The organism is Deltaproteobacteria bacterium (assembly GCA_018668695.1).
Classification (GTDB): Bacteria; Myxococcota; XYA12-FULL-58-9; order XYA12-FULL-58-9; family JABJBS01; genus JABJBS01.
In genome coordinates, this window is the sequence record JABJBS010000063.1 from 1 (window position 1) to 23153 (window position 23153).

A 23153-nucleotide genomic window follows, 5' to 3' on the forward strand; every position below is an offset into this window, starting at 1 on the left:
CTGTTTGAATAGTCGCCGGGTTCACAGATCTCGGCGTTGCCCGTACATACTTCGTCGGCCACGGTGCTGAGGGTAAAAAGCCGCATATAGCTCGTGCCCATCTGAATGTAGGGCCTGATTCGATCGGTTAAAAAGAAGTAACGGATACCAATCCCTGCCTCAACTCCAAAGACAGTGCCGATGCTCGTTGAGGCGGCTGAGTCATACTGCTCTTGTATGGTCCCTGCCTCATCGCCACTCGGAAACGTCATAAAGGCAACATTTACGCGGCCTGTGAACCACCACTGGTCGTGATTAAGCTTCCAGTTGGTCTCGCCCCCGAACCGCAAACCCGTGCCCAGGCGCATCGGACGGTTATCCAGAGGCAGAACATTTCCCGCATCGTCAATCGCTGAAGGTAGGGTTAGAAGCCAGCCTGCGGTATCAAACCCGAAGGAAGCATTTTTGTACTGCGCGAGTGCTTGTGAGGGCACCGCGAAGAGCGCCAGGCATAGTATCCACCAAAGACTGTTTTTCGCGTTCATTGTTGGGATATTCTGTTACTCTGGCCTCAGTGTCAATTGCGTGGGAACCTGAATAGGGGTCTTCATGCATGCCGGAATTGACATGGAGGCCGGGACCAACCTAAACATTGGTTTGGCAGCACGTGTAAGGGACACGGCTTGCGGAAACGAGTAACGATGAACCAGATGACTCAGGGAATTAGGCTGCCATTTAAAGTGACCACTTTGTTCATGGTGCTTTGGTTGGGGAGTAGCTGTGCCTATTGTGTCGACAATACGCTGCATCCAAAGGCTCAGGAGCATAATACCTTTTGCGCCCAGTATCTTGCCCAGGGCAAACTGGTAGAAGCTGAGGCGCGCTGTCAGCTGGCAATTGAATTTGCTCCTAAGTATGCAGAGCCCTATCACAATTTGGGTATGATCGAGCACCAGCGCGGCCGCGTTGAGTTGGCCGTCGACCGGTACAAGCAGGCATTATCTTTGAAAGACGACTTTGCTGAGGTCTATAATAACCTCGGGAGTATTTTCCTTGAACGCCAAGAATATGCGGCTGCGTGCGACCAATTTCTTCAGGCCGTTGAAATTGACCCCAGCTACGTTGATGCACGTGCCAATTTGGCGCTTTGTTACTATCGACAAAAGAAACCGGCGGAGGCACGAAATCAGTATTTGCGCTGTGTTGAGCAAGATCCTGAGCTTTGCGATTGCCGCCAGGGATTGGCCGTCCTCGAGTTTGAATCTGAGCAATACGAGGCGGCTAAGGCTAACTTTCAAGCATTGACCAACATCTGTCCGCTTTACGCCCAGGGTTACTATAACTTGGGTACAACCTATCTCGTCCTGGGACGGCCGCAAGATGGCTTTGATGCCTTCGCGACGTGCTTGCGGATTGATGAGCAGCACCTCGAGTGTCAGAAGAATATCTTGCTGGCTTATCAACGTCTTAATTTAAAAGATGCTGCGATCAGTAAAACGATGTCCGATATGAGCAATAATCCCGGAGATCCTGAGATTCATTTCAAGCTCGGGCGACTTTACGACCAGAAGAAAGATAAAGACCGCGCGTTGCAGTATTACCGCAGCGCAATCCAGCTCAATCCGCAATACGCAGAGGCTTACCTGCGTACGGCCAAGATTATGGATAGCTTGTTGCGCGCCAAAGATGTGGTGAATCTCTGTAGGCGTTTCGTCGCATTGACGTCGGCCACAGATTTCCCGGGCGAGCGGGACTGGTGTATTCAGCGTGTGCGTGATTTACAATTTCAGTAGGAGTGAGCTGCCAATGAATGGGGAAGTGTAACGCCGGTGATTCGACTAACAGCAGTCATAAGTTTAGAGGATGATAGGCGGCAAGCCCTGACCTACGAGTCATCCGCTCAGGCCCTTGTGATGGGAAGAGATGAAAGTTCTGATTTTCAGTTACCCGTCTCGACCATTTCTCGGCAACATGCTCGGATTTTCGAAACCGATGGGGTCTATTTGATTGAAGATCTAGGCTCCACCCACGGCACCGTTGTGAACGGCAATCCGCTCGAAAAAGGCGATAAGGTTATTTTGCGTGACGGTGATATTATTGAACTCACCCGTGCAAAGATTACCTGTGCTATTGAAATTGAAGACCTAGACCGACCGGACCCGATGGAGGCAACCCAGGCTATTGCAGCCCGTGCCGTCCAAGGGATTTTAGGTCGCCTTCAAAACGACGATGATAGCGGACCCTATTTTCGGATTCTCTCGGGCGTTGATGAGGGCAAACGGCTTCTTTTAGCATCACCAGTTACCGAGTGGTACATGGGCCGTGCTCAAGAGTGTGAGCTGATGCTCAACGACAAAAACGTTTCTCGTAAGCATGCTTTGGTTAAGAAGGATTGGAACGGCTATACCATCGAGGATCTCGGTTCGCGAAATGGTGTTATCGTCAAAGGTAACCCCATCAGTCGTCCACGTCGTCTTCAGGACCGCGATGAAATCATTATCGGGCCCATTAAGCTGCTCTATATTGACCCTAACGCTGAACTGATGGACGCGTTGAAGGACGTGCCTGGTTTCGACTTTGATGAGCCTGAGGACCAAGAGGATGATTCGTCGCATTTTGGGGCGCCGGGCGATGAAGGCACTGCCGACGACGACCAGCCTTTAGAAGATGGCGAACCTGTTGCAGCGGAGTTAGAGCCACCAACCCCTACTGATGGTTTGGATGATGCTGATTTTGGCCCCGAGGCCTTGCCTGAACCCGAATTGCCACCGATGCCTGAGCCCGATGACACGCCAGCTGATTTGGCAGACATTGGCGAAATTGATCCTGACCTCTTAGACGAAGAAGGAAAAGGGAAGTCGGAGTGGTTGATTCTCGCCGGAGGAGTCGTCCTGGCCATAGCTTCTCTGGTCGTTCTCTTTGCTATGTTTTCCTAGGTCTCCTTTGGCTATCTCCATGTACCTTTAGATGATGCTCGTTTAGACAATAAAAAAGGCGCGACTTACATTGAGCAAGTCGCGCCTTTTTAGCGTCTCAATTTGAAACTATCGTTTATGCGATAGGGTTCTTCTTGATTGCTGGTCGTACTGAAACGTATGAGTTCTTTGCGCCAGGCACAGAACCATTTACCAACAGAACATTCTCTTCGGCGCGGATAGCGACAATTTCAAGGTTCTGTGTTGTAACGTTACGATCGCCATGATGACCAGGCATCTTGCGTCCTTTGAAGACACGACCAGGCCACTTACGGCAACCAATAGAACCACCATGACGGAAGAACTCGTGAGTACCGTGAGTCATTGTATTACAACCAGCGAAGTTGTGGCGATGCATTACGCCTTGAAAGCCTTTACCCTTGCTGCGACCAGCAACGTCTACGAGGGCCCCTGCGCTGATGTCTAGATCTGCGAGTGTTACTTCTTGACCAATTTCAAACTTGGCTGCAGTTTCTTTTGATACGCGAAGTTCGCGAACGAAACGTCGTGCTTTATCTTCGCCGCCAGCTTTCGCTACGTGACCTTTTTCAGCCTTGTTCAGCTTGCGAGCAGGTTTAGGGTCAAAACCAAGCTGAAGAGCAACGTAACCGTCTGTGCGGCCTTTGTCGTTTGTCTCGTCAGTACGCTTTGTTAATACGATACATGGTCCCATTTCGAGAACAGTAACTCCAAGAGAGTCTCCGTTTTCGTTGAAGTATCGGGTCATGCCAACTTTACGGCCGAGTAGGCCTAGCTTGCGCTCTTTCATTGTGCACCTCCTGGTGACTTACCGGGACGCGGTGGCGAGCTGCCTATCCGTTGGTCCCGTCCGAATTACCTAAAACCGGTAAATTCGAAAGTTTAAGAATCGCGCAATTATTCGACGAATCCAATTATGTCAAGTGTTTGGAGCTCAATAACGAGGTTCGAATGGGCCGCGCGGTGTTAGGACTAGGCTGAAACCGAAATTGAAGTTAATCATCTCGTTTTCAAGTAGCCCCCGCGGGGGGTTAGGGAAGGGCTGAGCCCTACGAAAAGCGGAAATGGCTTCTTGGTCTAGGAATTTAATACCACTTGTTTGGGCGACACCCACTTGGGTTAGGTCACCCGATGCATTGAGCGTCACACTTAAAACAGTAACGCGTGTTGCACGGCCGTAAACCTGGCCGCTTGGATCCCGCCGGCGGTATTCTTTCAGTGGTTCCCACACGTTGGAGACACCTTTGTGGACTCGATTAAAAAACGACGCATATTTAAATCTTTTGGCGTTTAGGAAGGTTCCTTCGGCTTCCTCGACATCCTTCAACAAATCAGAGGCAGGCGCTGCGTCTAGGCTGGCAAGGACGCTCATAGACGGAATCAGGTCCGGTATCTTGGTTCCAGAGCTTTCGCTGGTCTTGTCGTCTTTGCCATTACCGCTTTGTTCGCCAGAGCCCGTCGAAAGCCGAAACGCACTGCCCTTACCATTGAGCCGTTCTCGCGACCGTCTGTTGGCTAAATTCCCCAGGTTCGGGTCCAGCTCGAGCGTAAGCGCATCCCGCATCGACATTGAAGGCAGCTCAAATTTACCCGCTTGTTGGTTTTTTTGGGCTTTTCCCGAGTTTGTGCCTTTTGGAGTACGTATCTCTACCGGCGTATCTGCTCGCACCATCCGTTTCTGGTCCTTTTTGGGCCTGTCTTTCCGAGAGACTTCGTTTCCCGCATTTTTATATTGAGTGGTGCGGTGCCGACTCTTGGTTTCTCGTTTTGTCTTCGCGTTAGTTTTGGCTAAATACTTAGCATTTTCCGGCTCTTCTGTGTCCGGTGTACTCGGAAGACTAACGATTTGACCCTTAGGGGTCGGCTCTTTTTTCTCCTTCGGAACAACTTTTAATTTCTTTTTGGGCCGCTTTGCATGCGTTTGAGCCTGTCGTTGAGACGGCACCAGTGTCACCTCAATGGGGCGACTGCGATCGACCGACACGCCCGAGCTATCTGGGATCAAATCGAAAAGAGGTACTGAGGCCAGATGAATAAGCACGGCGAGGCCTAAGAAGGGGGCAAACCTCTTAAAAGAGTAGTCTTTTGGTTGAAATGCCATGCCCTAAAAAGTCCTATAGTCCGTTAATATTAAACAAATTCCAGAGCTAAGAGGGAATCGCAAGCCCTCAAATACTAATATAGACGGTTCACATCTATTATACATTCCTTTGAAGCCCGAATTAGCGATCAATTTAAAGCCCTGAAATATTAGAGTTTCTGTAATGTTCTTGACACTTGCCATCGCCATCCAGTAGATAGCGGCGCTCCGCCTAGAGTGAAAATCATTCAGTGTGGCGGATATGTTAGCAAAAACGACTACTTATTCGCGAGTGTGAATCAAGGTCGGGCAAGGTAAGGACGAGATATGCCAACCATCAATCAGTTGGTGCGCAAAGGGCGCAAGAAAAAAGCTGTTAAAAACAAGGTACCTGCAATGCAGGCATGCCCGCAAAAGCGTGGTGTGTGCGTACGTGTTTACACTTCAACTCCAAAGAAGCCGAACTCTGCGCTTCGTAAAGTTGCCCGTGTACGTTTGACTAATGGTTTTGAAGTAACAAGCTACATCCCAGGTGTAGGCCACAATCTTCAGGAACACTCAGTGGTTCTGATTCGTGGTGGTCGTGTTAAAGATCTTCCCGGTGTGCGTTACCACATTGTTCGCGGAACCCTCGATACCGTTGGTGTTGATGGGCGTCGCCAAGGTCGAAGTAAATACGGAGCCAAGCGTCCTAGCTAAGGACGTTTGAAGCGAGAGGATACGAGATGCCACGTCGTCGCGAAGTACCGAAACGAAAAATTCTTCCAGATCCCAAGTTCGGAGATCGTGTTGTTGCCAAGTTCACTAATGCAGTGATGGAAGGCGGCAAGAAGAGTATTGCAGAACGAATTGTATATGATGCCTTCGACCTTATCGGTCAAAGAGGCACAGGCGAAGAGCCATTGCGCATCTTCAAGAAAGCCCTGGATAACGTAAAGCCAATGGTTGAGGTTAAGAGCCGACGCGTAGGTGGTGCAACGTATCAGGTGCCGGTTGAAGTTCGTGCAGACCGCCGTGCAGCCCTAGCGATGCGTTGGCTTATCAACTCAGCGCGAGCGCGTTCGGAACGTGTTATGGCTGAGCGCTTAGCAGGAGAAATTCTCGATGCATCACAGAATCGTGGTGCAGCTGCTAAGAAGCGTGAAGACACGCACAAGATGGCAGAAGCCAACAAGGCTTTTGCTCACTACCGCTGGTAATTCTTCGGTCGTAATAAAGGCGAGGCCCGTTCCTCGCCGTTTGTTTGCTCTTTGATAGTTGAATCGTGGTTATGTTTAGAACCGCGGCACGCGTTGCAATATTCGTAATTTTTCGAATGCAACGGGCCTGGTTCGTTTGAGTTGAAAGTTATTTGGATATGTCACGCCAGGTAAAACTCGATAAAACTCGCAATATTGGGATTATGGCCCATATTGATGCGGGAAAAACCACGACCACAGAGCGTATTCTGTACTACACCGGAATCACCCATAAAATTGGGGAAGTTCATGACGGCGCAGCCACCATGGACTGGATGGAGCAGGAACAGGAACGCGGAATCACTATCACCAGCGCCGCAACGACCTGTTTCTGGCGCGACCACCGAGTTAATATTATCGATACACCTGGCCACGTCGACTTCACCATTGAAGTAGAACGGTCACTTCGCGTCTTGGACGGAGCTGTTGCAGTATTTGACGCTGTTAGCGGCGTCGAGCCACAGAGCGAAACTGTTTGGCGCCAGGCTGACAGATACCGAGTGCCACGAATCTGCTTCATCAATAAGATGGACCGGGTAGGCGCTGATTTCGATAACTGTCTCGAGATGTTCAAAGACCGCCTCAAGGCAAATCCTGTACGTATGCAGTTACCTATCGGAGCAGAGGCAAACTTTAAGGGCATCGTCGATCTTGTAAAAATGAAGGCGATTGTCTGGGATTCTGAAGATCTTGGGGCAAGCTTTCACGAGACGGATATTCCTGAAGATATGCAGCTTGAGGCGGAGATAGCCCGGGAAGAGTTGCTTGACGCCGCGGCCAACTTCGATGACGACCTTATGGAGAAGATCCTTGAGGGTGAAGAACTCGACCGTGAGCAGCTATTTAGCGCGCTCCGTCGCGGAACCATCGACTTAGAGATTGTACCTGTTTTGTGCGGAACAGCATTTAAAAACAAGGGAGTACAGCCGCTACTTGATGCAGTGGTTGACCTTTTGCCATCTCCTCTCGATCTGCCGCCCGTTGAAGGTACTCATCCTCACACCGGCGCTGAAATGATTCGGGAAACCTCAGACGACGCTCCTTTTTCAGCGTTAGCATTCAAAATCATGACCGACCCTTTTGTGGGTCAGCTTACTTTCTTTCGAGTTTACTCGGGGGTGGTGCGGTCTGGTGACAGTGTCATGAACGTTGGACGAGGAAAAAAAGAACGAATTGGACGGATCTTGCAGATGCACGCGAATAAGCGTGAAGAGATCAAGGAAATCTATGCCGGGAATATCGCAGCGGCGGTGGGTCTCAAGACATGCACCACGGGTGATACTCTGGCAATCAACAAGGACCCAATCCTTCTTGAGAAAATGGAATTCCCTGAGCCGGTAATCCAAATTGCCATCGAGCCCCGTACGAAGGGTGACAGTGATAAATTGGGTGTAGCGCTTCAGAAGCTTGCGCAGGAAGATCCAAGTTTCCAGGTCTCCACGGACACCGACTCTGGCCAGACCATTATTGCAGGTATGGGCGAGCTTCATTTGGAGGTCATCGTCGACCGTATGCGCCGGGAATTTAAGGTAGAAGCCAATGTTGGTAAGCCTCAAGTGGCTTATCGCGAGACAATACGTACGTCTGTCGAAAAAGAAGGTCGATTTGTGCGTCAGTCGGGTGGACGTGGGCAGTTTGGTCATGTAGTTCTGCGCCTCGAACCGCTCGAGCCTGGCTCTGGTTTTGAGTACGAGACTGAGATTGTCGGTGGTTCGGTGCCTAAAGAATACTTCAAGGCAGTTGAGCAAGGTGTTAGCGAGGCCCTCGAGAGAGGTGTGATTGCTGGCTACCCGATGGTCGACGTAAAAGTCACTCTATTAGATGGCTCTTATCACGAAGTAGATTCTAACGAGATGGCGTTTAAAATCGCTGCTTCGATAGGCCTTCAGGACGGTGCGCGTGATGCAAACCCAGTCTTGTTGGAACCGGTGATGGCAACTGAAATTGTCACCCCGGAAGACTTTATGGGCGATGTGGTCGGTGATGTGAACCGACGGCGCGGTAAAGTTAATAGTATTGAAATGCGCAGTGGGGCGCAGTGCATTAATGCATTTGTCCCGCTGGCTGAGATGTTTGGATATGCCACTGAACTTCGAAGCATGACTCAAGGTCGAGCATCATACACGATGCAATTTGACCATTATGAGGGTGTTCCGAATCATATTTCAGAGGAGCTCCAGGCGAAGCGGTAGGTTGACCTACTGTTTGGATGGTTCGAAAAATCGCAAGTGCGAGATTGTGAAAAAGTTCGGGAGTTTTTGGTCTATCTCACACGACCAGGAACAAGCGGCTTTGGAAATGTTGGAGTAAATTGATGAGCGAGACCAAGATTCGCATTCGACTTAAGGCTTACGACAGTAAGATCCTGGATTTGTCGGCTCGAGAAATCATCGAGACGGCAAGGCGAACTGGGGCGCGGGTAGCGGGCCCAATTCCGTTGCCAACGAGAAAACACCGGTACACAGTTCTTCGTGGTCCACACGTAGATAAGAAGTCCCGGGAACAATTTGAGATCCGTACCCACAAGCGGTTGATGGACATCATTGAGCCGACTCAGCAAACGCTGGACGCTTTGATGAAGTTAGACTTGTCCGCAGGTGTGGACGTGGAAATCAAGACCCCGTCTTGAGGACAACCCGGTATCTCAAGAACTGGTGAATGAGGTTCGATTATGCAGGTAGACGTAATAAATACGAGCAAAGAGAAGGTATCGACCATCGAATTGCCTGATGAAGTGTTTGCTGCCGAGGTCAACGAAGCGTTGATGTGGGAGCAGGTAAAAGCACAACGGGCAAGTCGTCGTCGTGGTACTCACTCCACTAAAACCCGTGCGAATGTACGTGGTGGTGGAGCGAAGCCTTTTAAACAAAAAGGAACTGGTCGTGCGCGACAAGGTTCAACACGAAGTCCTAACCTAGTAGGTGGTGGTGTCGTGTTCGGCCCGCATCCACGCGACTATAGTTATAGGTTGCCCCGTTCAGCGCGGCGCTCAGCACTTCGCAGTGCCTTGAGCATGCGTGTCCAGGAAGATGCACTTTATGTGCTCGATGGATTTGAACTGGATGCGCCGAAAACCAAGGCGGTTTCTAGCTTTGTTGCGACACTCGGTCACAAGAGCATGCTCATTGTTGATTCCGAGAATGGCAATCTGAAGCTATCTACACGTAACCATCCTAAGGCTAAGTACCTGGGCGCAGTTGGTGTGAATGTTTATGACATTCTCAAGCACGAAGCTGTTGTTCTTACTAAAGCTGCGGTTGACGCGATTGTAGATAAGGCAAAAGCACCAAAGGCGGGTACCGCTGGAGACGCAGCCTAAGGCAGCAGAAGGAGTAAGACGTGGAAGCGCATCAGATTTTGATTCGACCCATCATTACCGAGCGGGCAACAGTACTTACGGAGCGTTTTAATCAATTTGTATTTCAAGTTGAGAAGAAGGCTAACAAGTACCAAATCCGTAATGCAGTTGAGACTGTATATGGTGTGAAGGTTAAGAAAGTGGCGACCATGGTCGTACCGGGCAAGACAAAGCGTCGCGGTGCAACAAGTGGAAAACGTCCTAACTGGAAAAAAGCGATAATCACTCTTCAGCAGGGTGAAAATATCGACTTCTTTGCTACGGAGTAAACGATGGGTGTGAAATCATTTAAACCATATACGCCCAGCCGTCGAAATATGACGGTGTCGGATCAGGCCGACATTACGCACAAAGGGCGTAACAATCCGGAAAAAGCGCTTACTGTTGGACTTACTAAGTCCGGCGGTCGAAGCAGCAGCGGTCGCATCGCCGTTCGATTTCGTGGAGGTGGCCATAAGCGTCGCTATCGCATCATCGATTTCAAGCGAGGCAAGATTGATATCCCTGCAAAAGTTGCAGAGATTCAGTACGATCCGAACCGCAGCGCTCGTATTGCGCTACTTAATTACGTTGACGGAGAGAAGACATACATTCTCGCTCCTGTAGGACTGCAGGCAGGCGACACTGTTATCTCTTCTAGCTCAGCAGATATCCAGCCAGGTAACTGTCTGCCTTTGGAGAAGATTCCAATGGGTACAGTTATCCACGCTATCGAGCTCAAGCCTGGAAAAGGCGCTCAGATGGTACGTTCCGCTGGAACATCGGCTCAGCTGATGGCCGTAGAAGGCAACCATGCTCTTCTTCGATTGCCTTCAGGTGAGATGCGTAAGGTTCCAAAAATCTGTCGAGCTACAATCGGTTCCGTGGGTAACAAGACTCACGAAAACATGAAAATCGGTAAAGCAGGCCGTGGTCGTTGGATGGGTAAGAACCCGCACAACCGTGGTACTACGATGAACCCAGTTGACCACCCACACGGTGGTGGTGAAGGCCGTAGCGCCGGTGGACGACACCCAGTGTCGCCATGGGGCAAGCCAACTAAGGGTGCAAAGACCAGAAAATCCAACGCCAGTGACAAGCTGATTGTTTCAAGGCGTTCTTCTAAGAGGAGAGGTCGCTAATGCCAAGAAGTATTAAAAAAGGACCCTTTGTGGATACTCACCTAGCTAAAAAGGTTGAGAACTTGAACGAGTCGGGCAAAAAGGCAGTCATCAAGACATGGTCACGACGCTCAACTATTTTGCCTGAGTTTGTTGGACATACTTTCGCTGTTCACAACGGTAAAAAGTTTATCCCAGTTTTCGTTACTGACAACATGGTTGATCACAAACTCGGTGAATTCTCGCCAACGCGAACTTTTTCGGCCCACCCGGGTCTGAAGAAGGGCAAGTAGGAGGCTAGGGAACAATGGCAACTAAAGAACGTGAAAAGGCGAAAGCCCGTAAAGAAGCTCGTGCAGCTCGTGGTCCAGTGGCGAACCTTCGTCATCTGCGCATCTCAGCCCGCAAAGTACGCTTGGTAGTTGATACTATCCGTGGTGAAGATGTCGAAAAGGCATTGAACCTTCTTGCCTTTAGCCCTAAGTCGGCGGCTCGTCCGTTGGCTAAGCTGCTGCAGAGTGCTGTAGCAAACGCTGAAGTTAAGGGTGATTACGACCTCGACAAATTGTACGTGAAACTCGCTACTGTTGACGAAGGTTCAACTTGGCGCCGGTGGCGTCCTCGGGCACAAGGCCGCGCAACGCGAATTCGCAAGCGCACAAGTCATATATGCTTCGAACTGGCACAACGATAGTAAGGAATTAGGTTAGACCATGGGACAGAAAACTCACCCAATCGGCTTCCGACTTGGAATCATCCGTGACTGGAATTCAAAGTGGTACGAAGACAAAAACTACGCAGCTTGGTTGCACGAAGATGTAGCGCTCCGCAAAGTAGTTAAAGACAAGCTCTACAGTGCAGGCATCAGCCGTGTTGATATTGAACGCGCAGCGGGCAAGGTAAAGCTTCGTATCTTTACTCCGCGACCAGGAATCGTTATCGGCAAAAAAGGCTCTGGCATTGAAGCTCTCAAGAAAGAACTTCAGGGTCTGTCTTCGAACGAAGTATTCGTGAACATTCACGAAGTACGTAAGGCTGAAATCGACGCTCAGTTGGTTGCAGAAAACGTAGCGCTTCAGCTCGAACGACGAGTCGCTTTCCGACGTGCAATGAAGAAGGCAATGCAAACTGCCACTAAGTTCGGCGCAAAGGGAATTCGAATCGCGTGCAAGGGCCGTCTCGGTGGTGCTGAAATGGCGCGACACGAGTGGTACCGCGAAGGACGTGTTCCGCTGCACACATTGCGTGCGGACATCGATTACGGATTTGCGGAAGCAAGCACAACTTATGGAATTATCGGCGTTAAGACTTGGATCTTCAAAGGTGAAGTCCTGGACGTTGAGCAGGACTAATTAGTTCTACTAAGAGCGAGGATTGAGCGATGTTGTCGCCAGCAAAAGTAAAATTTCGAAAAATGCAAAAAGGTCGCATGAGAGGAACCGCCCAGCGTGGCGCTAAGGTTTCTTTCGGTGATTATGGTTTGATGGCTTTGGAGCCGGGTCTGATTACCCAGCGCCAGATTGAAGCTGCTCGTATCGCGATGACGCGTTACGTGAAGCGTAGTGGTCGTATTTGGATTCGAATGTTTCCGGATAAGCCGATCACCAGCAAGCCTGCTGAAGTACGAATGGGTAAAGGTAAAGGTTCTCCCGAAGGTTGGGTAGCACCGGTTAAGCCTGGCCGCATCATGTACGAAATGCAAGGTGTAGATATTGATACAGCTAAAGAAGCGTTCCGACTTGCAGCTAACAAGCTCCCGATCGCGACACGTTTTGTCTCACGGGACGAGCAACTTTAAGTCGCTGTAATAGCGGGAGTCGAAGCAATGGCAGAAGTCAAAGAAAAAGTAATGGTGAGCGAATTACGCGATCGAAATGACGCGGAACTCCAGTCCATGCTTAGTGAAAAGGTAGATGAGCTACACGGCGTGAAATTCAAAAAGGCGCTTGGACAGTTGGCTCAGTCTCACCTCATCAAGCAACTCAAGCAAGATATTGCACGCTTGAAGACAATATTGAACGAACGAACTGGGCAGGAGGCCTAAGATGAGCACTGAAACAACTACAGCTCTCAAGAGCAAGCGTACACGTCAGGCCGTGGTTTACTCCAATAAGATGGATAAAACAGCGGTGGTGGAAGTGACTCGTAGAGTTCGTCACCCGAAATATAAAAAGTTCGTGAAGCAACGTATTCGTTACAGTGCTCATGACGCAGACAACACGTGCAACATCGGTGATCAGGTGATTATCGAGGAAACACGACCATTGTCTAAGACTAAGCGATGGCGAATTAAAGAAGTCGTCAAGCGCGCTGCTAACGTTTAAGCGGTATAAACACCTATTCCTGGGTGTGACCCGTGACCAAAAAGATAAACGTTGGTTTAGGAGTAAGAAATGATTCAGATGCAGAGTACCTTGGATGTTGCAGACAACTCCGGGGCTAAAAAAGTGATGTGCGTCAAAGTTCTCGGTGGTTCGAAGCGTCGCTTCGCGTCCGTGGGTGACATCATCATCGTCGCAATTCGAGAGGCTATGCCAAACTCGAAAGTTAAAAAGGGTGATGTTGCACGTGCAGTAATCGTGCGCACCAGCAAAGAGATTCGCCGTCCAAATGGAAGTTATATCCGTTTTGACGACAACGCAGCCGTACTTGTTTCTGCTGCTGGCGAACCTGTTGGGACCCGTATCTTTGGACCAGTGGCACGTGAGCTCCGGGCGAAAAGATTTATGAAAATTGTATCACTGGCACCGGAGGTCCTCTAATGGCACGTCATGTACGTACAGGGGATACTGTAGAAGTAATCTCCGGCAAATACCGTGGTAAGCAAGGCAAGATTCTAGAGTTCTTAGCGGACAAAAACCGTGTAGTTCTCGAGGGTGTTGGTGTCGTGAAGCGTCACCTTAAGCCAAACATGGATCCTAAAGTACCCCAGGGCGGAATCATTGAGAAAGACGTGTCAATTCACGTTTCTAATGTTCTTCCATTGGACCCAAAGACCAACAAGCCTACCCGAGTAGGGTTCAATGTGTTGGACAATGGCAAGAAGGTACGAATTTCACGCGCCACGGGTGAGCAAATCTCAGAGGTTTGAGTCACCACAGAAGTGATGTAGCGATACGTTACTTAGGAGAAGGTCATGGCTGAGGAAGCTGCAGTAACAAAAAAATTAGCAATGCCGCGGTTACAAAAAATGTACCGCGAAGAGGTTGCTGGTGGATTGCATGAAGAGTTCAAGTACAAGAACGTCATGGAAATCCCAACTATCGAAAAAATTACAATCAACATGGGATTGGGTGAAGCTGTCGCTAACCCCAACCTCATCAAAACGGCGGTTGAAGAGTTGACCGTTATTTCGGGCCAGCGTGCGGTCATTACTCGCGCGAAGAAGTCTATCGCGACGTTTAAGCTTCGCGAAGGAATGCCTATCGGTTGCATGGTTACTTTACGTGGCCAGCGCATGTGGGAATTCTTAGACCGCCTGGTCACTGTAGCCTTGCCACGTACGCGTGACTTCAAGGGTATCAGCGGCAAAGCATTTGATGGACGTGGGAACTATACTCTTGGTCTCAAAGAGCAGACGATTTTCCAGGAAATTGAATACGACAAGCTTGATAAAGTTAAGGGAATGAACGTTTGTTTCGTAACGTCTGCCAACACTGACGAAGAAGGTAAAGCACTTCTGAAGCGTTTGGGAATGCCCTTTAAGAATTAATTCGCTAACGATTCAACGTTTGAATTAGAGGAGAGAGCAACATGAATACCGATCCTATTGCAGATATGCTGACCCGGATCCGGAATGGTTGCGGAGCCCGAATGGGCGAAGTACTGATGCCAAGTTCGAAATTGAAGGTGAAAATCGCCGAAATTTTGAAGGCTGAAGGTTACATTGAAGATTTTACCGAAACAGACGGCCGAGTTGCAAAGGAATTGCAAGTTGGTCTTCGCTATGACAAACGCGGTAGCGCGGTCATTGAAGGTATCCAACGCGTATCGAAGCCTGGTCTTCGTCTTTATTTCCGCTCTAAGGAAATTCCGAAAGTACGCGGTGGCTTGGGTGTGATGATTCTTTCAACCTCACATGGCGTGATGACCGATCGTTCGGCACGTAAGGCAAATGTTGGCGGCGAGCCCATTTGCTCCGTGTGGTAATAGCGAATCGATAGGGAGAACGAATATGTCTCGTATTGGACGTAAGCCAGTAGACCTTCCGGAGAAGGTAAAAGTTTCAGCAGAGGGCCGCATGGTTTCTGTATCGGGCCCATTGGGTAACCTTGATACATTGATGCCAGAAGGCATAACGCTGAATATTTCAGATAAACAAGTTCAGGTGAATGCTCCTGCTAAGAAGACGCGTGCAAACGCCGGATTCCTTGGCCTTGGGCGGGCGCTTGTAGCGAACATGGTTACTGGTGTAACTGCGGGCTACGAGAAGAATTTGTTAATCAACGGTGTTGGTTATCGTGCGGAACTCAGTGGTCAAAAGCTGACGCTATCGCTCGGATACAGCCACCTAATTATTCTCGAAATGCCAGAAGGCATTAAGTGCGAAGTTGATAAGAGCCAGACCAAGGTCAAGATCAGCGGATGTAACAAACAAGTTGTTGGTAACATCGCTGCTCGTATCCGCTCCTTCAAGGTCGCTGAACCATATAAGGCAAAGGGTGTTACCTACGTCGGCGAACAAGTTCGTCGCAAAGTTGGTAAGGCTGGTTCTAAGTAACGCACTTTGGTGTGCATTAGGAGTTCGACATGTCCTCAACACGGAGCATGAAGAAATTAAGCGTACGTAAACGTCGCGGGATTCGGGTTCGAAAGAAAATTTTCGGAACTGCAACTCGTCCTCGTCTAACCGTATTCCGCAGCGCGAAGCATATTTACGCGCAAGTTATTGATGATGAGCAGGGCAAGACACTTGCTGCCGCTTCTAGCGTAAGCAAAGGCTTAAGCGCAGATGGCGACAAAAAAGTGGTTGCAGGTGCGGTCGGAAAAGCTCTGGCGGAAAAATGTAAAGAATTGAACATCGCTGAAGTGTCCTTCGACCGAAATGGTTTTCGGTACCATGGACGCGTTAGTGCAGTAGCTGATGGCGCCCGCGAAGGCGGACTGAAGTTCTAGGAGACTAAGTGATGGCGTTTAACGAACAAGTTGAAGGTGAAGTTGTCGACCGTTTGGTTCATTTGAACCGGGTTGCCAAAGTTGTAAAGGGTGGTCGTCGTTTCTCATTCAGTGCTCTCGTAGTTGCTGGTGATGGAAATGGCAAAGTAGGGTTCGGACTTGGTAAAGCCAATGAAGTTCCTGAAGCTATCCGCAAGGGTTTTGACCAGGCAAAGAAGAGCATGTTTGATGTTCCTCTCGTCAATGGCACAGTCCCACATCAGATTACTGGCGAATCCGGCGCAGGCCGTGTGTTCTTAAAGCCAGCGTCTGAAGGTACTGGTGTTATTGCGGGTGGTGCTGTTCGTGCGGTTCTTGAATCGGCGGGTGTACACAACATCCTCACCAAGTGCATTGGTAGCAACAACCCACATAACGTGGTTAGAGCAACCATTGCAGCGCTTAAGGGCCTACGTTCCGCCGAGGAAATCGCGGAACGACGTGGTATGAGCGTTGAAGAAATTCGAGGTTGATCATGGCTGAAAAGCATTTTCGGATAAAGCTAAAGAAAAGTGGCATCGGACGACCCGAGTCTCAAAAGAAAACTCTTAAGGGACTTGGTCTGACACGTTTCGGTAGAACTGTATCTCTGAAGGATACGCCTGCCATTCGTGGAATGATTCGTAAGGTTGTACACCTCGTTGAGGTTGAGCCTGTCGAAGGACCGATTCAGTAAGACTTACGTTTATGCCGTTTAGGCATAAGTTCTGATTTAAGGACGATTATTATGCAATTGCATGATCTCCATGCGCCTAAGGGTGCAAATAAGAATCGTCGTCGCGTTGGACGCGGCGAATCTTCTGGCTGGGGTAAAACCGCTGGCCGTGGACATAAAGGGCAGGGCGCTCGTACTGGTAAGGGTAAAACCTATGCTGGTTTCGAGGGTGGCCAGATGCCTATGTACCGTCGTATGCCAAAGCGTGGCTTCACGAATATTTTTGCCAAGAACTGGGCAGAAGTTAACGTTGATATGTTGCAACGCTTTTTCAAAGCAGATGACGTAGTGAACCTTGATTCATTGCGCGCGGTTGGACTTGCTACAAAAACGAGCGACGGTATCCGCGTTCTCGGTCGTGGTGAGTTGAGCATTGCTCTGAAGATAGAGGCAGCTCACGTGACTGCTGGTGCAAAGAAGAAAATTGAAGCAGCTGGCGGTAGCGTGAACGGATAATCCCAAAAAAGGGTTATTTCGGTCACTTACAGCTTGGTCTTTACTTCATTCTCTTCTATTGAAGCATGGCGGTCAGCCCGACCGCCAAGCGAATAGCTTACAATTAGCGAAAGTTTAGGGATTACCCTGACTTCTCGCCCACGGGAGTTAGCATCGTGGCATCTGGTTTTTGGAACATTGGCAAGATTCCCGAGCTCCGTAACAGGATTCTCTTCACAGCAGCCTTACTGGCTATTTATCGCATCGGTATTTTCGTTGCGATTCCTGGTGTAAACCGGGTCGAACTCAGTAAAGCTCTCTCTGACTTGAGTGGAACCCTGTTTGGGTTCTTCAATATGTTTTCTGGCGGAGCCTTCGAGCAGGCAAGTATCTTTGCTCTTGGAATCATGCCCTATATCTCGGCCTCTATTATCATGCAGCTACTCGCAGTCGTTATTCCGACGGTTGAGCGGCTTCAGAAAGAGGGAGAAGCGGGTCGTAAGAAAATTAATCAGTACACCCGTTATGGAACGATCGCACTGTCCATTATTCAGGGATTCGGTGTGTCGACCTGGCTTACGCAAGGTATTGGCGGCTTAACCGTTGTTGATAATCCTGGGCCAAGTTTTTACTTCATGACCATCCTGACTTTGACTGCGGGTACGACCTTCGTAATGTGGCTCGGCGAGCAGATCACTGAACGTGGAATTGGTAACGGAATCTCACTGATTATCTTCGCGGGTATTGTTGCACAGTTCCCGTCTGGATTGTTCAGTACTTTTCAGTACGTCAAGAACGGTAACATTCAGCCAATTGGGGCACTGGTGCTTCTTGCAGTCGTTCTGGGTGTAATCGCAGCGATTATTTTCTGCGAGCAAGCGCAGCGTAGAATCCCGGTTCAGTACGCCAAGCGGTCCGTTGGGAAGCATTACAGTGGTCAGTCAACTCACTTACCGCTGAAGATTAATACTTCAGGTGTTATTCCTCCGATTTTTGCATCTTCGATTCTGATGTTGCCGGCTACGTTCGCAAACGTAGCGCCTGGTGACTTCTTCCAAAGAGTTCAAGACTTCTTCGCCTTCGACGGCTGGCTCTATAACTGCACCTATGTCGTCTTGATTATCTTCTTTTGCTACTTCTACACAGCGGTTACGTTTAATCCTGTAGATGTGGCTGACAACTTGAAGAAGTATGGCGGCTACATTCCAGGAATTCGGCCAGGAAAGAAGACTGCTGAGTACATCGACCGCGTATTGTCCCGGATTACCATGGGCGGAGCGTTGTACCTTTCAGCCGTTTGCGTTTTACCGACGATTCTTATTACGCGCTACGACGTTCCATTCTTCTTTGGTGGAACTGGCCTACTAATTGTCGTTGGTGTTGCTTTGGATACGGTTAAGCAAATCGAATCCCATCTCATCACGCGACACTATGATGGGTTTTCTGGTGGCACAGGCCCTCGGATCCGTGGACGGCGATAATCAAAGGACTGAACTCATGAGAATGATATTTCTAGGCAAGCCAGGGTCTGGCAAGGGTAGCCAGGCAAAGGCTATTACTGACCGTTATTCAATCCCTGCGATTTCGACCGGGGACCTGATTCGCGCGGCGATATCAGGCGGAACAGAACTAGGAACACGTTTTAAAGAGTATACGTCGAAGGGGCTTCTGGTCCCCGATGAGTTGGTTCTGGCTATGGTCGAGGAACGGCTCGAGAATCCCGATTGTACCAAGGGATTTCTGCTGGACGGTTTCCCAAGAACCGAACCACAGGCTGACGGCTTGGCCGCTATGCTTGAGAAGCGCCAGGCGCCCTTGAGTGCCGTGCTCTATATCAATGTGCCAGACGAGATTCTGGTAGAGCGCGCAACAGGCCGTAGGGTCTGTAAAGAGAGCGGAGCGGTATACCATGTGTCATTTAAGCCCCCAATGGTAGAGGGCGTCTGTGACATCTCAGGTAAAGCTCTTGTGCATCGAGATGACGATAAAAAAGAGGTCGTGGTAGAGCGACTAAAAGAATACGACGAGAAAACCTCGCCGCTTATTAACTATTATCGTGCAAAGGGAATTTTGCATGAAGTTGATGGCGTCGGTTCGTTTCAAGAGGTGGAAGGCAGAATCAGTGCTGCTTTAGAGGAAAACTAGGTCTTTTTTTAAGACTTGGTGCTTTGCTAGAGAGAGAATTGAGATCGCCAGCAAGTTTAGGGTTTTTAAACCGTTAATTTGCTCCCGTTTTGGCTTGCGTAACACAAAAATGCTGTTGTATAAGGCCGCCTCTAAGATAAAGGGACGAAGATTTTAGTCATAAAATCAGGGAGTTCCGGTTTTCGACATCGTATAAATAAAACTTCTTTTAGATAGAAGAAGTTTTCATAGCGATAGAGTGAATTGAAACCCGGTTAGGGGTCAGGCAAGTGGTGTCAGGCTTTCGACTGGATTTAGCGTTATTTCCCCACGGGGAAAGAGACCAGAGGTCATAAGTATGGCACGTATCAGTGGTGTAGACTTACCGCGCAAGAAGCGGGTCGAGGTCGCCCTCACCTATATTTTCGGAATTGGGCCAACATTGTCTAAAGTAATTGTAGGCAAGGCTAACATCGATCCAGAAACTCGAACTGACAAGCTTACTGAAGGTCAGGTTGCGAGTCTTCGTGAGATTATCGAACGTGAATACCTCGTCGAAGGTGATTTACGTCGTGAAACATCGATGAACATCAATCGTTTGATGGAACTTGGTTGTTACCGTGGACTACGACATCGTCGTGGACTTCCGGTTCGTGGCCAACGTACCTCTACTAATGCTCGTACCCGCAAGGGACCTCGTCGCTTGGGTCGGAGATAAAAAATGGCATCAGTTAAGTCTAAGAAGGTTAAAAAGAATATCCCGAATGGCCTCGTGTTCATTCAGGCAACATTCAACAATACCTTGATTACTATCACCGACGCACAGGGCAATGCAGTGTCTTGGAGTAGCGCTGGTTCACAGGGTTTCCGTGGATCACGTAAGTCGACTCCATTTGCAGCTCAGGTTGCAGCTCAGGTTGCAGGGCAAAAAGCTCAGGACCACGGCATGAAGTCAGTCGGAGTTATGGTTAAAGGCCCAGGTGCTGGTCGCGAAGCAGCGATTCGTGCACTTCAGGGTTGTGGTTTTAAAATCACATCAATCCGTGACATTACGCCAATTCCTCACAATGGCTGTCGTCCAAGTAAACGCCGTCGCGTTTAATTGACCAAGGCTTTTGTGAAAGATCTTCAAACCTAATTGTTTCGAAGCTAACCCTGGGGAGAGCACTGAATGAATCGCAACTGGCGAGACCTAATTCGACCGAAGAACCTTGTAGTCGACCGAGACCATGCCATGGACAACTATGGCAAGTTCTACGCAGAACCACTTGAACGTGGTTTTGGTATTACTTTGGGCAACGCGCTACGCCGCGTTCTTCTAAGTTCATTACAAGGAACAAGTGTTTGTGCTGTGCGCATTGATGGCGCACTACACGAGTTCACGTCTATTCCTGATATCACGGAAGACGTCGCTGACATCATCCTTAATCTAAAGGATGTTTTACTTGATACATTGGCTGCCGAGCCACGTGTACTTCAAATCGACGTAAGCGCTGAAGAAGATGACCGCGTAGTAACTGCTGGTGACTTGATTACCGATGGTTCTGTGAAGATTCTAAATCCTGCGCAGAAGATATGCACCATTGCTAAAGGCGGACGCCTGGCAATGGAAGTCATGGTTCGCCGTGGCCGTGGATATGTTCCTGCTGAAAAGAACAAGCAGTCTGGTATGGCAGTTGGTTGGATCCCTGTGGATTCACTTTTCTCGCCAATCCGTAAGGTACGTTTCAACGTCACAAACTCACGTGTTGGTCAGGTAACTGATTATGACAAGTTGGTTTTAGAAGTATGGACTGACAAGTCTCTTACTCCTGAAGACGCGGTTGCACTTTCTGCTAAGATTCTGAAAGAGCAACTGAACGTATTCATCAACTTCGAAGAAGAAGAAGAATTGGACCTCCCGCAAGAGAAACCTGCGGAAGAGCAATTCAATGAGAACCTGTTGCGTTCTGTTGACGAACTCGATTTGAGTGTACGTGCAGAGAATTGCTTGCAGGCTGCAAACATTAAGTACATTGGTGACCTGGTTCAGAAGACCGAGGCCGAAATGCTCAAGACCAAGAACTTTGGTCGCAAGTCTTTGAAAGAAATCAAAGAGCTACTTGCTGAGATGGGCTTGTCTTTGGGCATGAAGCTTGAGAGCTGGCCACCAAGAGAGCTGAATCGTTAAGAAGGTCGGCTAAGGCTGGACCCTAGTGGAGATTAGAGATGCATCATAATAAAGGTGGAAAAAAACTGGGCCGTACGGGTACACACCGTCGGGCGATGTTTAGAAACCTCTCAACCGAACTATTTCGTCATGAGAGAATCGAAACTACTCTGGGCAAAGCAAAAGCGCTTCGTCCGATAGCTGAAAAACTCATCACATTGGCGAAGCGCGGCGATTTGCACGCACGTCGGTTGGCCGGTGCTCAGATTCAGGATGCTGAAACGCTCAAGAAGCTGTTCAACGATATCGGTGAACGATATCAGGACCGTCCAGGCGGGTACTTGCGTATCCTCAAGCTTGAGAACAGAATTGGCGATAACGCTGCTATGGCTCGCATTGAGCTCGTAGAAGGCGGACCTGTGGTCAAGAAAGCAGCTCCTGCTGCAGAGGCGGCTGCTGAGTAAGCAACCGTGTCTACAATTTGATTTATTAAAAAGGAGCCGTCGGGCTCCTTTTTTTTGGCCAGATTTACGTGGCCTAATTTTTGAAATAGCCGACCTTGCTGATCTTTAGCCGCGCCACTCGATTTTTCGTAATAGTTTCATTTATTTTTGAAGATATCTTGGTTGTCTTGCGTCTTAAAGGCGATGGTTGAAGGCTTCGTAAACTACGATTGCCATCAACGGCAGAGTAAGGTTGGGCGACTTAGCTTGACAGTTGGCACGTGGCCGAATTACTCTCCCGCAAATGCCATTGATAATTGTTGGGAATCGCAATGGCATTCACAGCAGGCGGCCATCTCGGCCTATTTATAAATTGGAGAAGAGTCTATGAATACGTTGATTAAAGGTCTTATGGTTGGTTGTCTAGCATTAGGCTTATCTGCTTGCGGTAGTACTAAAACCGCTGGTGATGCGCCTGCTAGTTTTCAGGGCATCGAGTATCCAGAATGGGTTCTAAAAGGCAGTGGCGCTTACGGCGGTGATGCTGGACGTGTTTTCTACGGCGTCGGTTCAGTGACGGGTATTAAGAACCACGCACTGGCACGAACCACTGCAGATAACCGAGCCCGCGCAGACCTTGCGAAAGTCTTTGAAACATACAGCGCATCCTTGATGAAGGATTACATGGCATCGACCATGGCAGGAGACGCAGTTAGCGAAGAGCAGCATGTAGAGAGCGTGATTAAGACGTTTAGCGCTCAGACTTTGTCTGGTGTTCAGGTTGTGGACCACTGGTTTCACCCTGGCGACGGTACTGTTTTCGCGCTTGCTCGATTAGACCTTGACTCGTTCACTGATAATCTCGAGAAGATGAATGAGTTAAACGGTAAAGTTAAAGAGTACGTGAAGAAGAATGCTGAACGTGCCCACATGGATCTTGAGCGCGAAGAAGCTAAGCAGTAACTGCTTGGTGTTACTTTGATTGATTAGAGGCCTCCCGTCGACGACCATTCGTGACGGGAGGTTTTTTTTTGCGGAGGTCAAAATGCGAATCGTAACTCTTGCCTTAGCCTTAATTATGCTCACGCCAATTCAGGCCTCAGCCATGAGCCCGAAGGATGTGTACAAAAAGTCGAGCCCTGCCGTGGTTCTTATCCTGGGCAGCGATGGTGGAGCTAAAGGATCCGGTGGCACTGGATCGATTATTCATTCAGATGGGTACGTGGTTACCAATGCGCACGTCGTGATTGGTGCCGAGGGCAAGCCTTTAAAGCGACTTTATGTGTACCTCAAGCCGCCGAAGTTGACGGGCGACAATCAAAAAGATTTAGTGAACCGGTATAAGGCTACAGTTGTTGGCTTTAGCCCCGCGGCGGAACTTGATTTAGCCCTTCTTAAGATAGAAGGTGCCCCGAAAGATTTAC

Annotated in this window: 35 protein-coding genes; 32 read left to right on the plus strand and 3 right to left on the minus strand. The window is 49.2% G+C overall.

Going from position 1 to position 23153, the window contains the following annotated elements; translation table 11 throughout:
* A partial coding sequence (locus HOK28_03405; GenBank protein ID MBT6432113.1) for a hypothetical protein occupies positions 1 to 524 on the minus strand: 524 nt, incomplete at its 3' end.
* Positions 525 to 680: 156 nt separating this feature from the next.
* Here HOK28_03405 and HOK28_03410 point away from each other — a divergent pair.
* Both HOK28_03410 and HOK28_03415 read left to right on the plus strand, forming a co-directional pair.
* On the plus strand, positions 681 to 1772 hold the full coding sequence (locus HOK28_03410) for a tetratricopeptide repeat protein (protein MBT6432114.1): 1092 nt from the start codon (positions 681 to 683) through the stop codon (positions 1770 to 1772).
* Positions 1773 to 1808: 36 nt separating this feature from the next.
* Positions 1809 to 2915, plus strand: coding sequence for an FHA domain-containing protein (locus HOK28_03415; protein MBT6432115.1), 1107 nt, complete (start codon positions 1809 to 1811; stop codon positions 2913 to 2915).
* A 115-nt stretch (positions 2916 to 3030) separates the two neighbouring features.
* Here HOK28_03415 and rplC read toward each other — a convergent pair whose 3' ends face one another.
* Both rplC and HOK28_03425 read right to left on the minus strand, forming a co-directional pair.
* Positions 3031 to 3723, minus strand: coding sequence for a 50S ribosomal protein L3 (gene rplC, locus HOK28_03420; protein MBT6432116.1), 693 nt, complete (start codon positions 3721 to 3723; stop codon positions 3031 to 3033).
* Positions 3724 to 3867: 144 nt separating this feature from the next.
* Positions 3868 to 5034, minus strand: coding sequence for an energy transducer TonB (locus tag HOK28_03425; GenBank protein MBT6432117.1), 1167 nt, complete (start codon positions 5032 to 5034; stop codon positions 3868 to 3870).
* A gap of 306 nt (positions 5035 to 5340) precedes the next feature.
* On the opposite strand from HOK28_03425, the gene HOK28_03430 reads away from it, so the two are divergent.
* The 30 genes from HOK28_03430 to HOK28_03575 all read left to right on the plus strand — a co-directional run.
* The gene (locus tag HOK28_03430) at positions 5341 to 5712 is read left to right on the plus strand and encodes a 30S ribosomal protein S12 (protein MBT6432118.1); all 372 of its coding nucleotides are present in this window, start codon (positions 5341 to 5343) and stop codon (positions 5710 to 5712) included.
* Between the two features lie 26 nt (positions 5713 to 5738).
* Entirely contained in the window at positions 5739 to 6212 is a 474-nt protein-coding gene (gene rpsG / locus HOK28_03435) for a 30S ribosomal protein S7 (protein ID MBT6432119.1), read from the plus strand.
* A 158-nt stretch (positions 6213 to 6370) separates the two neighbouring features.
* Complete coding sequence (fusA, locus tag HOK28_03440; protein MBT6432120.1) at positions 6371 to 8443, plus strand: elongation factor G; 2073 nt, start codon at positions 6371 to 6373, stop codon at positions 8441 to 8443.
* Positions 8444 to 8565: 122 nt separating this feature from the next.
* Positions 8566 to 8880 carry a 30S ribosomal protein S10 gene (gene rpsJ, locus HOK28_03445; GenBank protein MBT6432121.1) on the plus strand — a complete coding sequence of 105 codons (315 nt, stop codon included), beginning with the start codon at positions 8566 to 8568 and terminating at the stop codon, positions 8878 to 8880.
* Between the two features lie 39 nt (positions 8881 to 8919).
* Positions 8920 to 9570 (plus strand): 50S ribosomal protein L4, encoded by a 651-nt coding sequence (rplD, locus tag HOK28_03450; GenBank protein ID MBT6432122.1) that lies wholly within the window; start codon positions 8920 to 8922, stop codon positions 9568 to 9570.
* Between the two features lie 20 nt (positions 9571 to 9590).
* On the plus strand, positions 9591 to 9878 hold the full coding sequence (rplW, locus tag HOK28_03455; protein ID MBT6432123.1) for a 50S ribosomal protein L23: 288 nt from the start codon (positions 9591 to 9593) through the stop codon (positions 9876 to 9878).
* Positions 9879 to 9881: 3 nt separating this feature from the next.
* Positions 9882 to 10730 carry a 50S ribosomal protein L2 gene (gene rplB / locus HOK28_03460; protein ID MBT6432124.1) on the plus strand — a complete coding sequence of 283 codons (849 nt, stop codon included), beginning with the start codon at positions 9882 to 9884 and terminating at the stop codon, positions 10728 to 10730.
* Complete coding sequence (gene rpsS / locus HOK28_03465) at positions 10730 to 11002, plus strand: 30S ribosomal protein S19 (GenBank protein MBT6432125.1); 273 nt, start codon at positions 10730 to 10732, stop codon at positions 11000 to 11002. Before rplB ends, rpsS begins: the two co-directional genes overlap by 1 nt.
* Positions 11003 to 11016: 14 nt before the next feature.
* A complete protein-coding gene (gene rplV, locus HOK28_03470) occupies positions 11017 to 11403 on the plus strand; it encodes a 50S ribosomal protein L22 (protein MBT6432126.1) in 387 nt (128 codons plus the stop codon).
* A 19-nt stretch (positions 11404 to 11422) separates the two neighbouring features.
* The gene (gene rpsC / locus HOK28_03475) at positions 11423 to 12061 is read left to right on the plus strand and encodes a 30S ribosomal protein S3 (GenBank protein ID MBT6432127.1); all 639 of its coding nucleotides are present in this window, start codon (positions 11423 to 11425) and stop codon (positions 12059 to 12061) included.
* Positions 12062 to 12090: 29 nt separating this feature from the next.
* Complete coding sequence (gene rplP / locus HOK28_03480) at positions 12091 to 12507, plus strand: 50S ribosomal protein L16 (GenBank protein ID MBT6432128.1); 417 nt, start codon at positions 12091 to 12093, stop codon at positions 12505 to 12507.
* A gap of 27 nt (positions 12508 to 12534) precedes the next feature.
* The gene (gene rpmC / locus HOK28_03485; GenBank protein MBT6432129.1) at positions 12535 to 12753 is read left to right on the plus strand and encodes a 50S ribosomal protein L29; all 219 of its coding nucleotides are present in this window, start codon (positions 12535 to 12537) and stop codon (positions 12751 to 12753) included.
* Position 12754: 1 nt separating this feature from the next.
* The gene (gene rpsQ, locus HOK28_03490; protein ID MBT6432130.1) at positions 12755 to 13033 is read left to right on the plus strand and encodes a 30S ribosomal protein S17; all 279 of its coding nucleotides are present in this window, start codon (positions 12755 to 12757) and stop codon (positions 13031 to 13033) included.
* Positions 13034 to 13102: 69 nt separating this feature from the next.
* Entirely contained in the window at positions 13103 to 13471 is a 369-nt protein-coding gene (gene rplN, locus HOK28_03495) for a 50S ribosomal protein L14 (protein MBT6432131.1), read from the plus strand.
* Positions 13471 to 13800: a 50S ribosomal protein L24 gene (gene rplX, locus HOK28_03500; GenBank protein MBT6432132.1), complete on the plus strand. Its 330-nt coding sequence runs from the start codon at positions 13471 to 13473 to the stop codon at positions 13798 to 13800. Before rplN ends, rplX begins: the two co-directional genes overlap by 1 nt.
* Positions 13801 to 13881: 81 nt before the next feature.
* Positions 13882 to 14421 (plus strand): 50S ribosomal protein L5, encoded by a 540-nt coding sequence (gene rplE, locus HOK28_03505; GenBank protein MBT6432133.1) that lies wholly within the window; start codon positions 13882 to 13884, stop codon positions 14419 to 14421.
* A 41-nt stretch (positions 14422 to 14462) separates the two neighbouring features.
* A complete protein-coding gene (rpsH, locus tag HOK28_03510; GenBank protein MBT6432134.1) occupies positions 14463 to 14858 on the plus strand; it encodes a 30S ribosomal protein S8 in 396 nt (131 codons plus the stop codon).
* A gap of 25 nt (positions 14859 to 14883) precedes the next feature.
* Entirely contained in the window at positions 14884 to 15429 is a 546-nt protein-coding gene (rplF, locus tag HOK28_03515) for a 50S ribosomal protein L6 (GenBank protein MBT6432135.1), read from the plus strand.
* 29 nt (positions 15430 to 15458) lie between these two features.
* Positions 15459 to 15824: a 50S ribosomal protein L18 gene (locus tag HOK28_03520; protein MBT6432136.1), complete on the plus strand. Its 366-nt coding sequence runs from the start codon at positions 15459 to 15461 to the stop codon at positions 15822 to 15824.
* 11 nt (positions 15825 to 15835) lie between these two features.
* On the plus strand, positions 15836 to 16336 hold the full coding sequence (rpsE, locus tag HOK28_03525) for a 30S ribosomal protein S5 (protein MBT6432137.1): 501 nt from the start codon (positions 15836 to 15838) through the stop codon (positions 16334 to 16336).
* Positions 16337 to 16338: 2 nt separating this feature from the next.
* On the plus strand, positions 16339 to 16539 hold the full coding sequence (gene rpmD, locus HOK28_03530; protein MBT6432138.1) for a 50S ribosomal protein L30: 201 nt from the start codon (positions 16339 to 16341) through the stop codon (positions 16537 to 16539).
* Positions 16540 to 16590: 51 nt separating this feature from the next.
* Positions 16591 to 17034 carry a 50S ribosomal protein L15 gene (rplO, locus tag HOK28_03535; protein ID MBT6432139.1) on the plus strand — a complete coding sequence of 148 codons (444 nt, stop codon included), beginning with the start codon at positions 16591 to 16593 and terminating at the stop codon, positions 17032 to 17034.
* Positions 17035 to 17186: 152 nt separating this feature from the next.
* On the plus strand, positions 17187 to 18494 hold the full coding sequence (secY, locus tag HOK28_03540; GenBank protein ID MBT6432140.1) for a preprotein translocase subunit SecY: 1308 nt from the start codon (positions 17187 to 17189) through the stop codon (positions 18492 to 18494).
* A gap of 16 nt (positions 18495 to 18510) precedes the next feature.
* Complete coding sequence (locus tag HOK28_03545; GenBank protein MBT6432141.1) at positions 18511 to 19158, plus strand: adenylate kinase; 648 nt, start codon at positions 18511 to 18513, stop codon at positions 19156 to 19158.
* A 337-nt stretch (positions 19159 to 19495) separates the two neighbouring features.
* On the plus strand, positions 19496 to 19855 hold the full coding sequence (rpsM, locus tag HOK28_03550; protein ID MBT6432142.1) for a 30S ribosomal protein S13: 360 nt from the start codon (positions 19496 to 19498) through the stop codon (positions 19853 to 19855).
* 3 nt (positions 19856 to 19858) lie between these two features.
* Positions 19859 to 20239, plus strand: a complete 381-nt coding sequence (gene rpsK, locus HOK28_03555) for a 30S ribosomal protein S11 (protein ID MBT6432143.1) — start codon at positions 19859 to 19861, stop codon at positions 20237 to 20239.
* A 69-nt stretch (positions 20240 to 20308) separates the two neighbouring features.
* On the plus strand, positions 20309 to 21307 hold the full coding sequence (locus HOK28_03560; protein ID MBT6432144.1) for a DNA-directed RNA polymerase subunit alpha: 999 nt from the start codon (positions 20309 to 20311) through the stop codon (positions 21305 to 21307).
* Positions 21308 to 21345: 38 nt separating this feature from the next.
* Positions 21346 to 21750 (plus strand): 50S ribosomal protein L17, encoded by a 405-nt coding sequence (gene rplQ, locus HOK28_03565; GenBank protein MBT6432145.1) that lies wholly within the window; start codon positions 21346 to 21348, stop codon positions 21748 to 21750.
* A gap of 366 nt (positions 21751 to 22116) precedes the next feature.
* On the plus strand, positions 22117 to 22692 hold the full coding sequence (locus HOK28_03570; protein ID MBT6432146.1) for a hypothetical protein: 576 nt from the start codon (positions 22117 to 22119) through the stop codon (positions 22690 to 22692).
* A gap of 82 nt (positions 22693 to 22774) precedes the next feature.
* Positions 22775 to 23153: trypsin-like peptidase domain-containing protein (locus tag HOK28_03575; protein ID MBT6432147.1), on the plus strand; the 379-nt coding region annotated here is incomplete at its 3' end.

What these genes read in the sequence shown, in the direction of transcription:
- HOK28_03430 (MBT6432118.1), top strand. Translation starts at nt 5,341, where the DNA reads ATGCCAACCATCAATCAGTTGGTGCGCAAAGGGCGCAAGAAAAAAGCT.
- rpsE (MBT6432137.1), top strand. Translation starts at nt 15,836, where the DNA reads ATGGCGTTTAACGAACAAGTTGAAGGTGAAGTTGTCGACCGTTTGGTT.
- rpsG (MBT6432119.1), top strand. Translation starts at nt 5,739, where the DNA reads ATGCCACGTCGTCGCGAAGTACCGAAACGAAAAATTCTTCCAGATCCC.
- HOK28_03410 (MBT6432114.1), top strand. Translation starts at nt 681, where the DNA reads ATGAACCAGATGACTCAGGGAATTAGGCTGCCATTTAAAGTGACCACT.
- rpsJ (MBT6432121.1), top strand. Translation starts at nt 8,566, where the DNA reads ATGAGCGAGACCAAGATTCGCATTCGACTTAAGGCTTACGACAGTAAG.
- rpmC (MBT6432129.1), top strand. Translation starts at nt 12,535, where the DNA reads ATGGCAGAAGTCAAAGAAAAAGTAATGGTGAGCGAATTACGCGATCGA.
- HOK28_03425 (MBT6432117.1), bottom strand. Translation starts at nt 5,034, where the DNA reads ATGGCATTTCAACCAAAAGACTACTCTTTTAAGAGGTTTGCCCCCTTC.
- rpsS (MBT6432125.1), top strand. Translation starts at nt 10,730, where the DNA reads ATGCCAAGAAGTATTAAAAAAGGACCCTTTGTGGATACTCACCTAGCT.
- rplQ (MBT6432145.1), top strand. Translation starts at nt 21,346, where the DNA reads ATGCATCATAATAAAGGTGGAAAAAAACTGGGCCGTACGGGTACACAC.
- rplV (MBT6432126.1), top strand. Translation starts at nt 11,017, where the DNA reads ATGGCAACTAAAGAACGTGAAAAGGCGAAAGCCCGTAAAGAAGCTCGT.
- fusA (MBT6432120.1), top strand. Translation starts at nt 6,371, where the DNA reads ATGTCACGCCAGGTAAAACTCGATAAAACTCGCAATATTGGGATTATG.
- rplF (MBT6432135.1), top strand. Translation starts at nt 14,884, where the DNA reads ATGTCTCGTATTGGACGTAAGCCAGTAGACCTTCCGGAGAAGGTAAAA.
- rplP (MBT6432128.1), top strand. Translation starts at nt 12,091, where the DNA reads ATGTTGTCGCCAGCAAAAGTAAAATTTCGAAAAATGCAAAAAGGTCGC.
- rplB (MBT6432124.1), top strand. Translation starts at nt 9,882, where the DNA reads ATGGGTGTGAAATCATTTAAACCATATACGCCCAGCCGTCGAAATATG.
- rpsQ (MBT6432130.1), top strand. Translation starts at nt 12,755, where the DNA reads ATGAGCACTGAAACAACTACAGCTCTCAAGAGCAAGCGTACACGTCAG.
- rplC (MBT6432116.1), bottom strand. Translation starts at nt 3,723, where the DNA reads ATGAAAGAGCGCAAGCTAGGCCTACTCGGCCGTAAAGTTGGCATGACC.
- rpmD (MBT6432138.1), top strand. Translation starts at nt 16,339, where the DNA reads ATGGCTGAAAAGCATTTTCGGATAAAGCTAAAGAAAAGTGGCATCGGA.
- rpsH (MBT6432134.1), top strand. Translation starts at nt 14,463, where the DNA reads ATGAATACCGATCCTATTGCAGATATGCTGACCCGGATCCGGAATGGT.
- rplN (MBT6432131.1), top strand. Translation starts at nt 13,103, where the DNA reads ATGATTCAGATGCAGAGTACCTTGGATGTTGCAGACAACTCCGGGGCT.
- rplO (MBT6432139.1), top strand. Translation starts at nt 16,591, where the DNA reads ATGCAATTGCATGATCTCCATGCGCCTAAGGGTGCAAATAAGAATCGT.
- rplX (MBT6432132.1), top strand. Translation starts at nt 13,471, where the DNA reads ATGGCACGTCATGTACGTACAGGGGATACTGTAGAAGTAATCTCCGGC.
- rpsK (MBT6432143.1), top strand. Translation starts at nt 19,859, where the DNA reads ATGGCATCAGTTAAGTCTAAGAAGGTTAAAAAGAATATCCCGAATGGC.
- rpsC (MBT6432127.1), top strand. Translation starts at nt 11,423, where the DNA reads ATGGGACAGAAAACTCACCCAATCGGCTTCCGACTTGGAATCATCCGT.
- HOK28_03560 (MBT6432144.1), top strand. Translation starts at nt 20,309, where the DNA reads ATGAATCGCAACTGGCGAGACCTAATTCGACCGAAGAACCTTGTAGTC.
- HOK28_03570 (MBT6432146.1), top strand. Translation starts at nt 22,117, where the DNA reads ATGAATACGTTGATTAAAGGTCTTATGGTTGGTTGTCTAGCATTAGGC.
- rpsM (MBT6432142.1), top strand. Translation starts at nt 19,496, where the DNA reads ATGGCACGTATCAGTGGTGTAGACTTACCGCGCAAGAAGCGGGTCGAG.
- HOK28_03545 (MBT6432141.1), top strand. Translation starts at nt 18,511, where the DNA reads ATGAGAATGATATTTCTAGGCAAGCCAGGGTCTGGCAAGGGTAGCCAG.
- HOK28_03520 (MBT6432136.1), top strand. Translation starts at nt 15,459, where the DNA reads ATGTCCTCAACACGGAGCATGAAGAAATTAAGCGTACGTAAACGTCGC.
- rplE (MBT6432133.1), top strand. Translation starts at nt 13,882, where the DNA reads ATGCCGCGGTTACAAAAAATGTACCGCGAAGAGGTTGCTGGTGGATTG.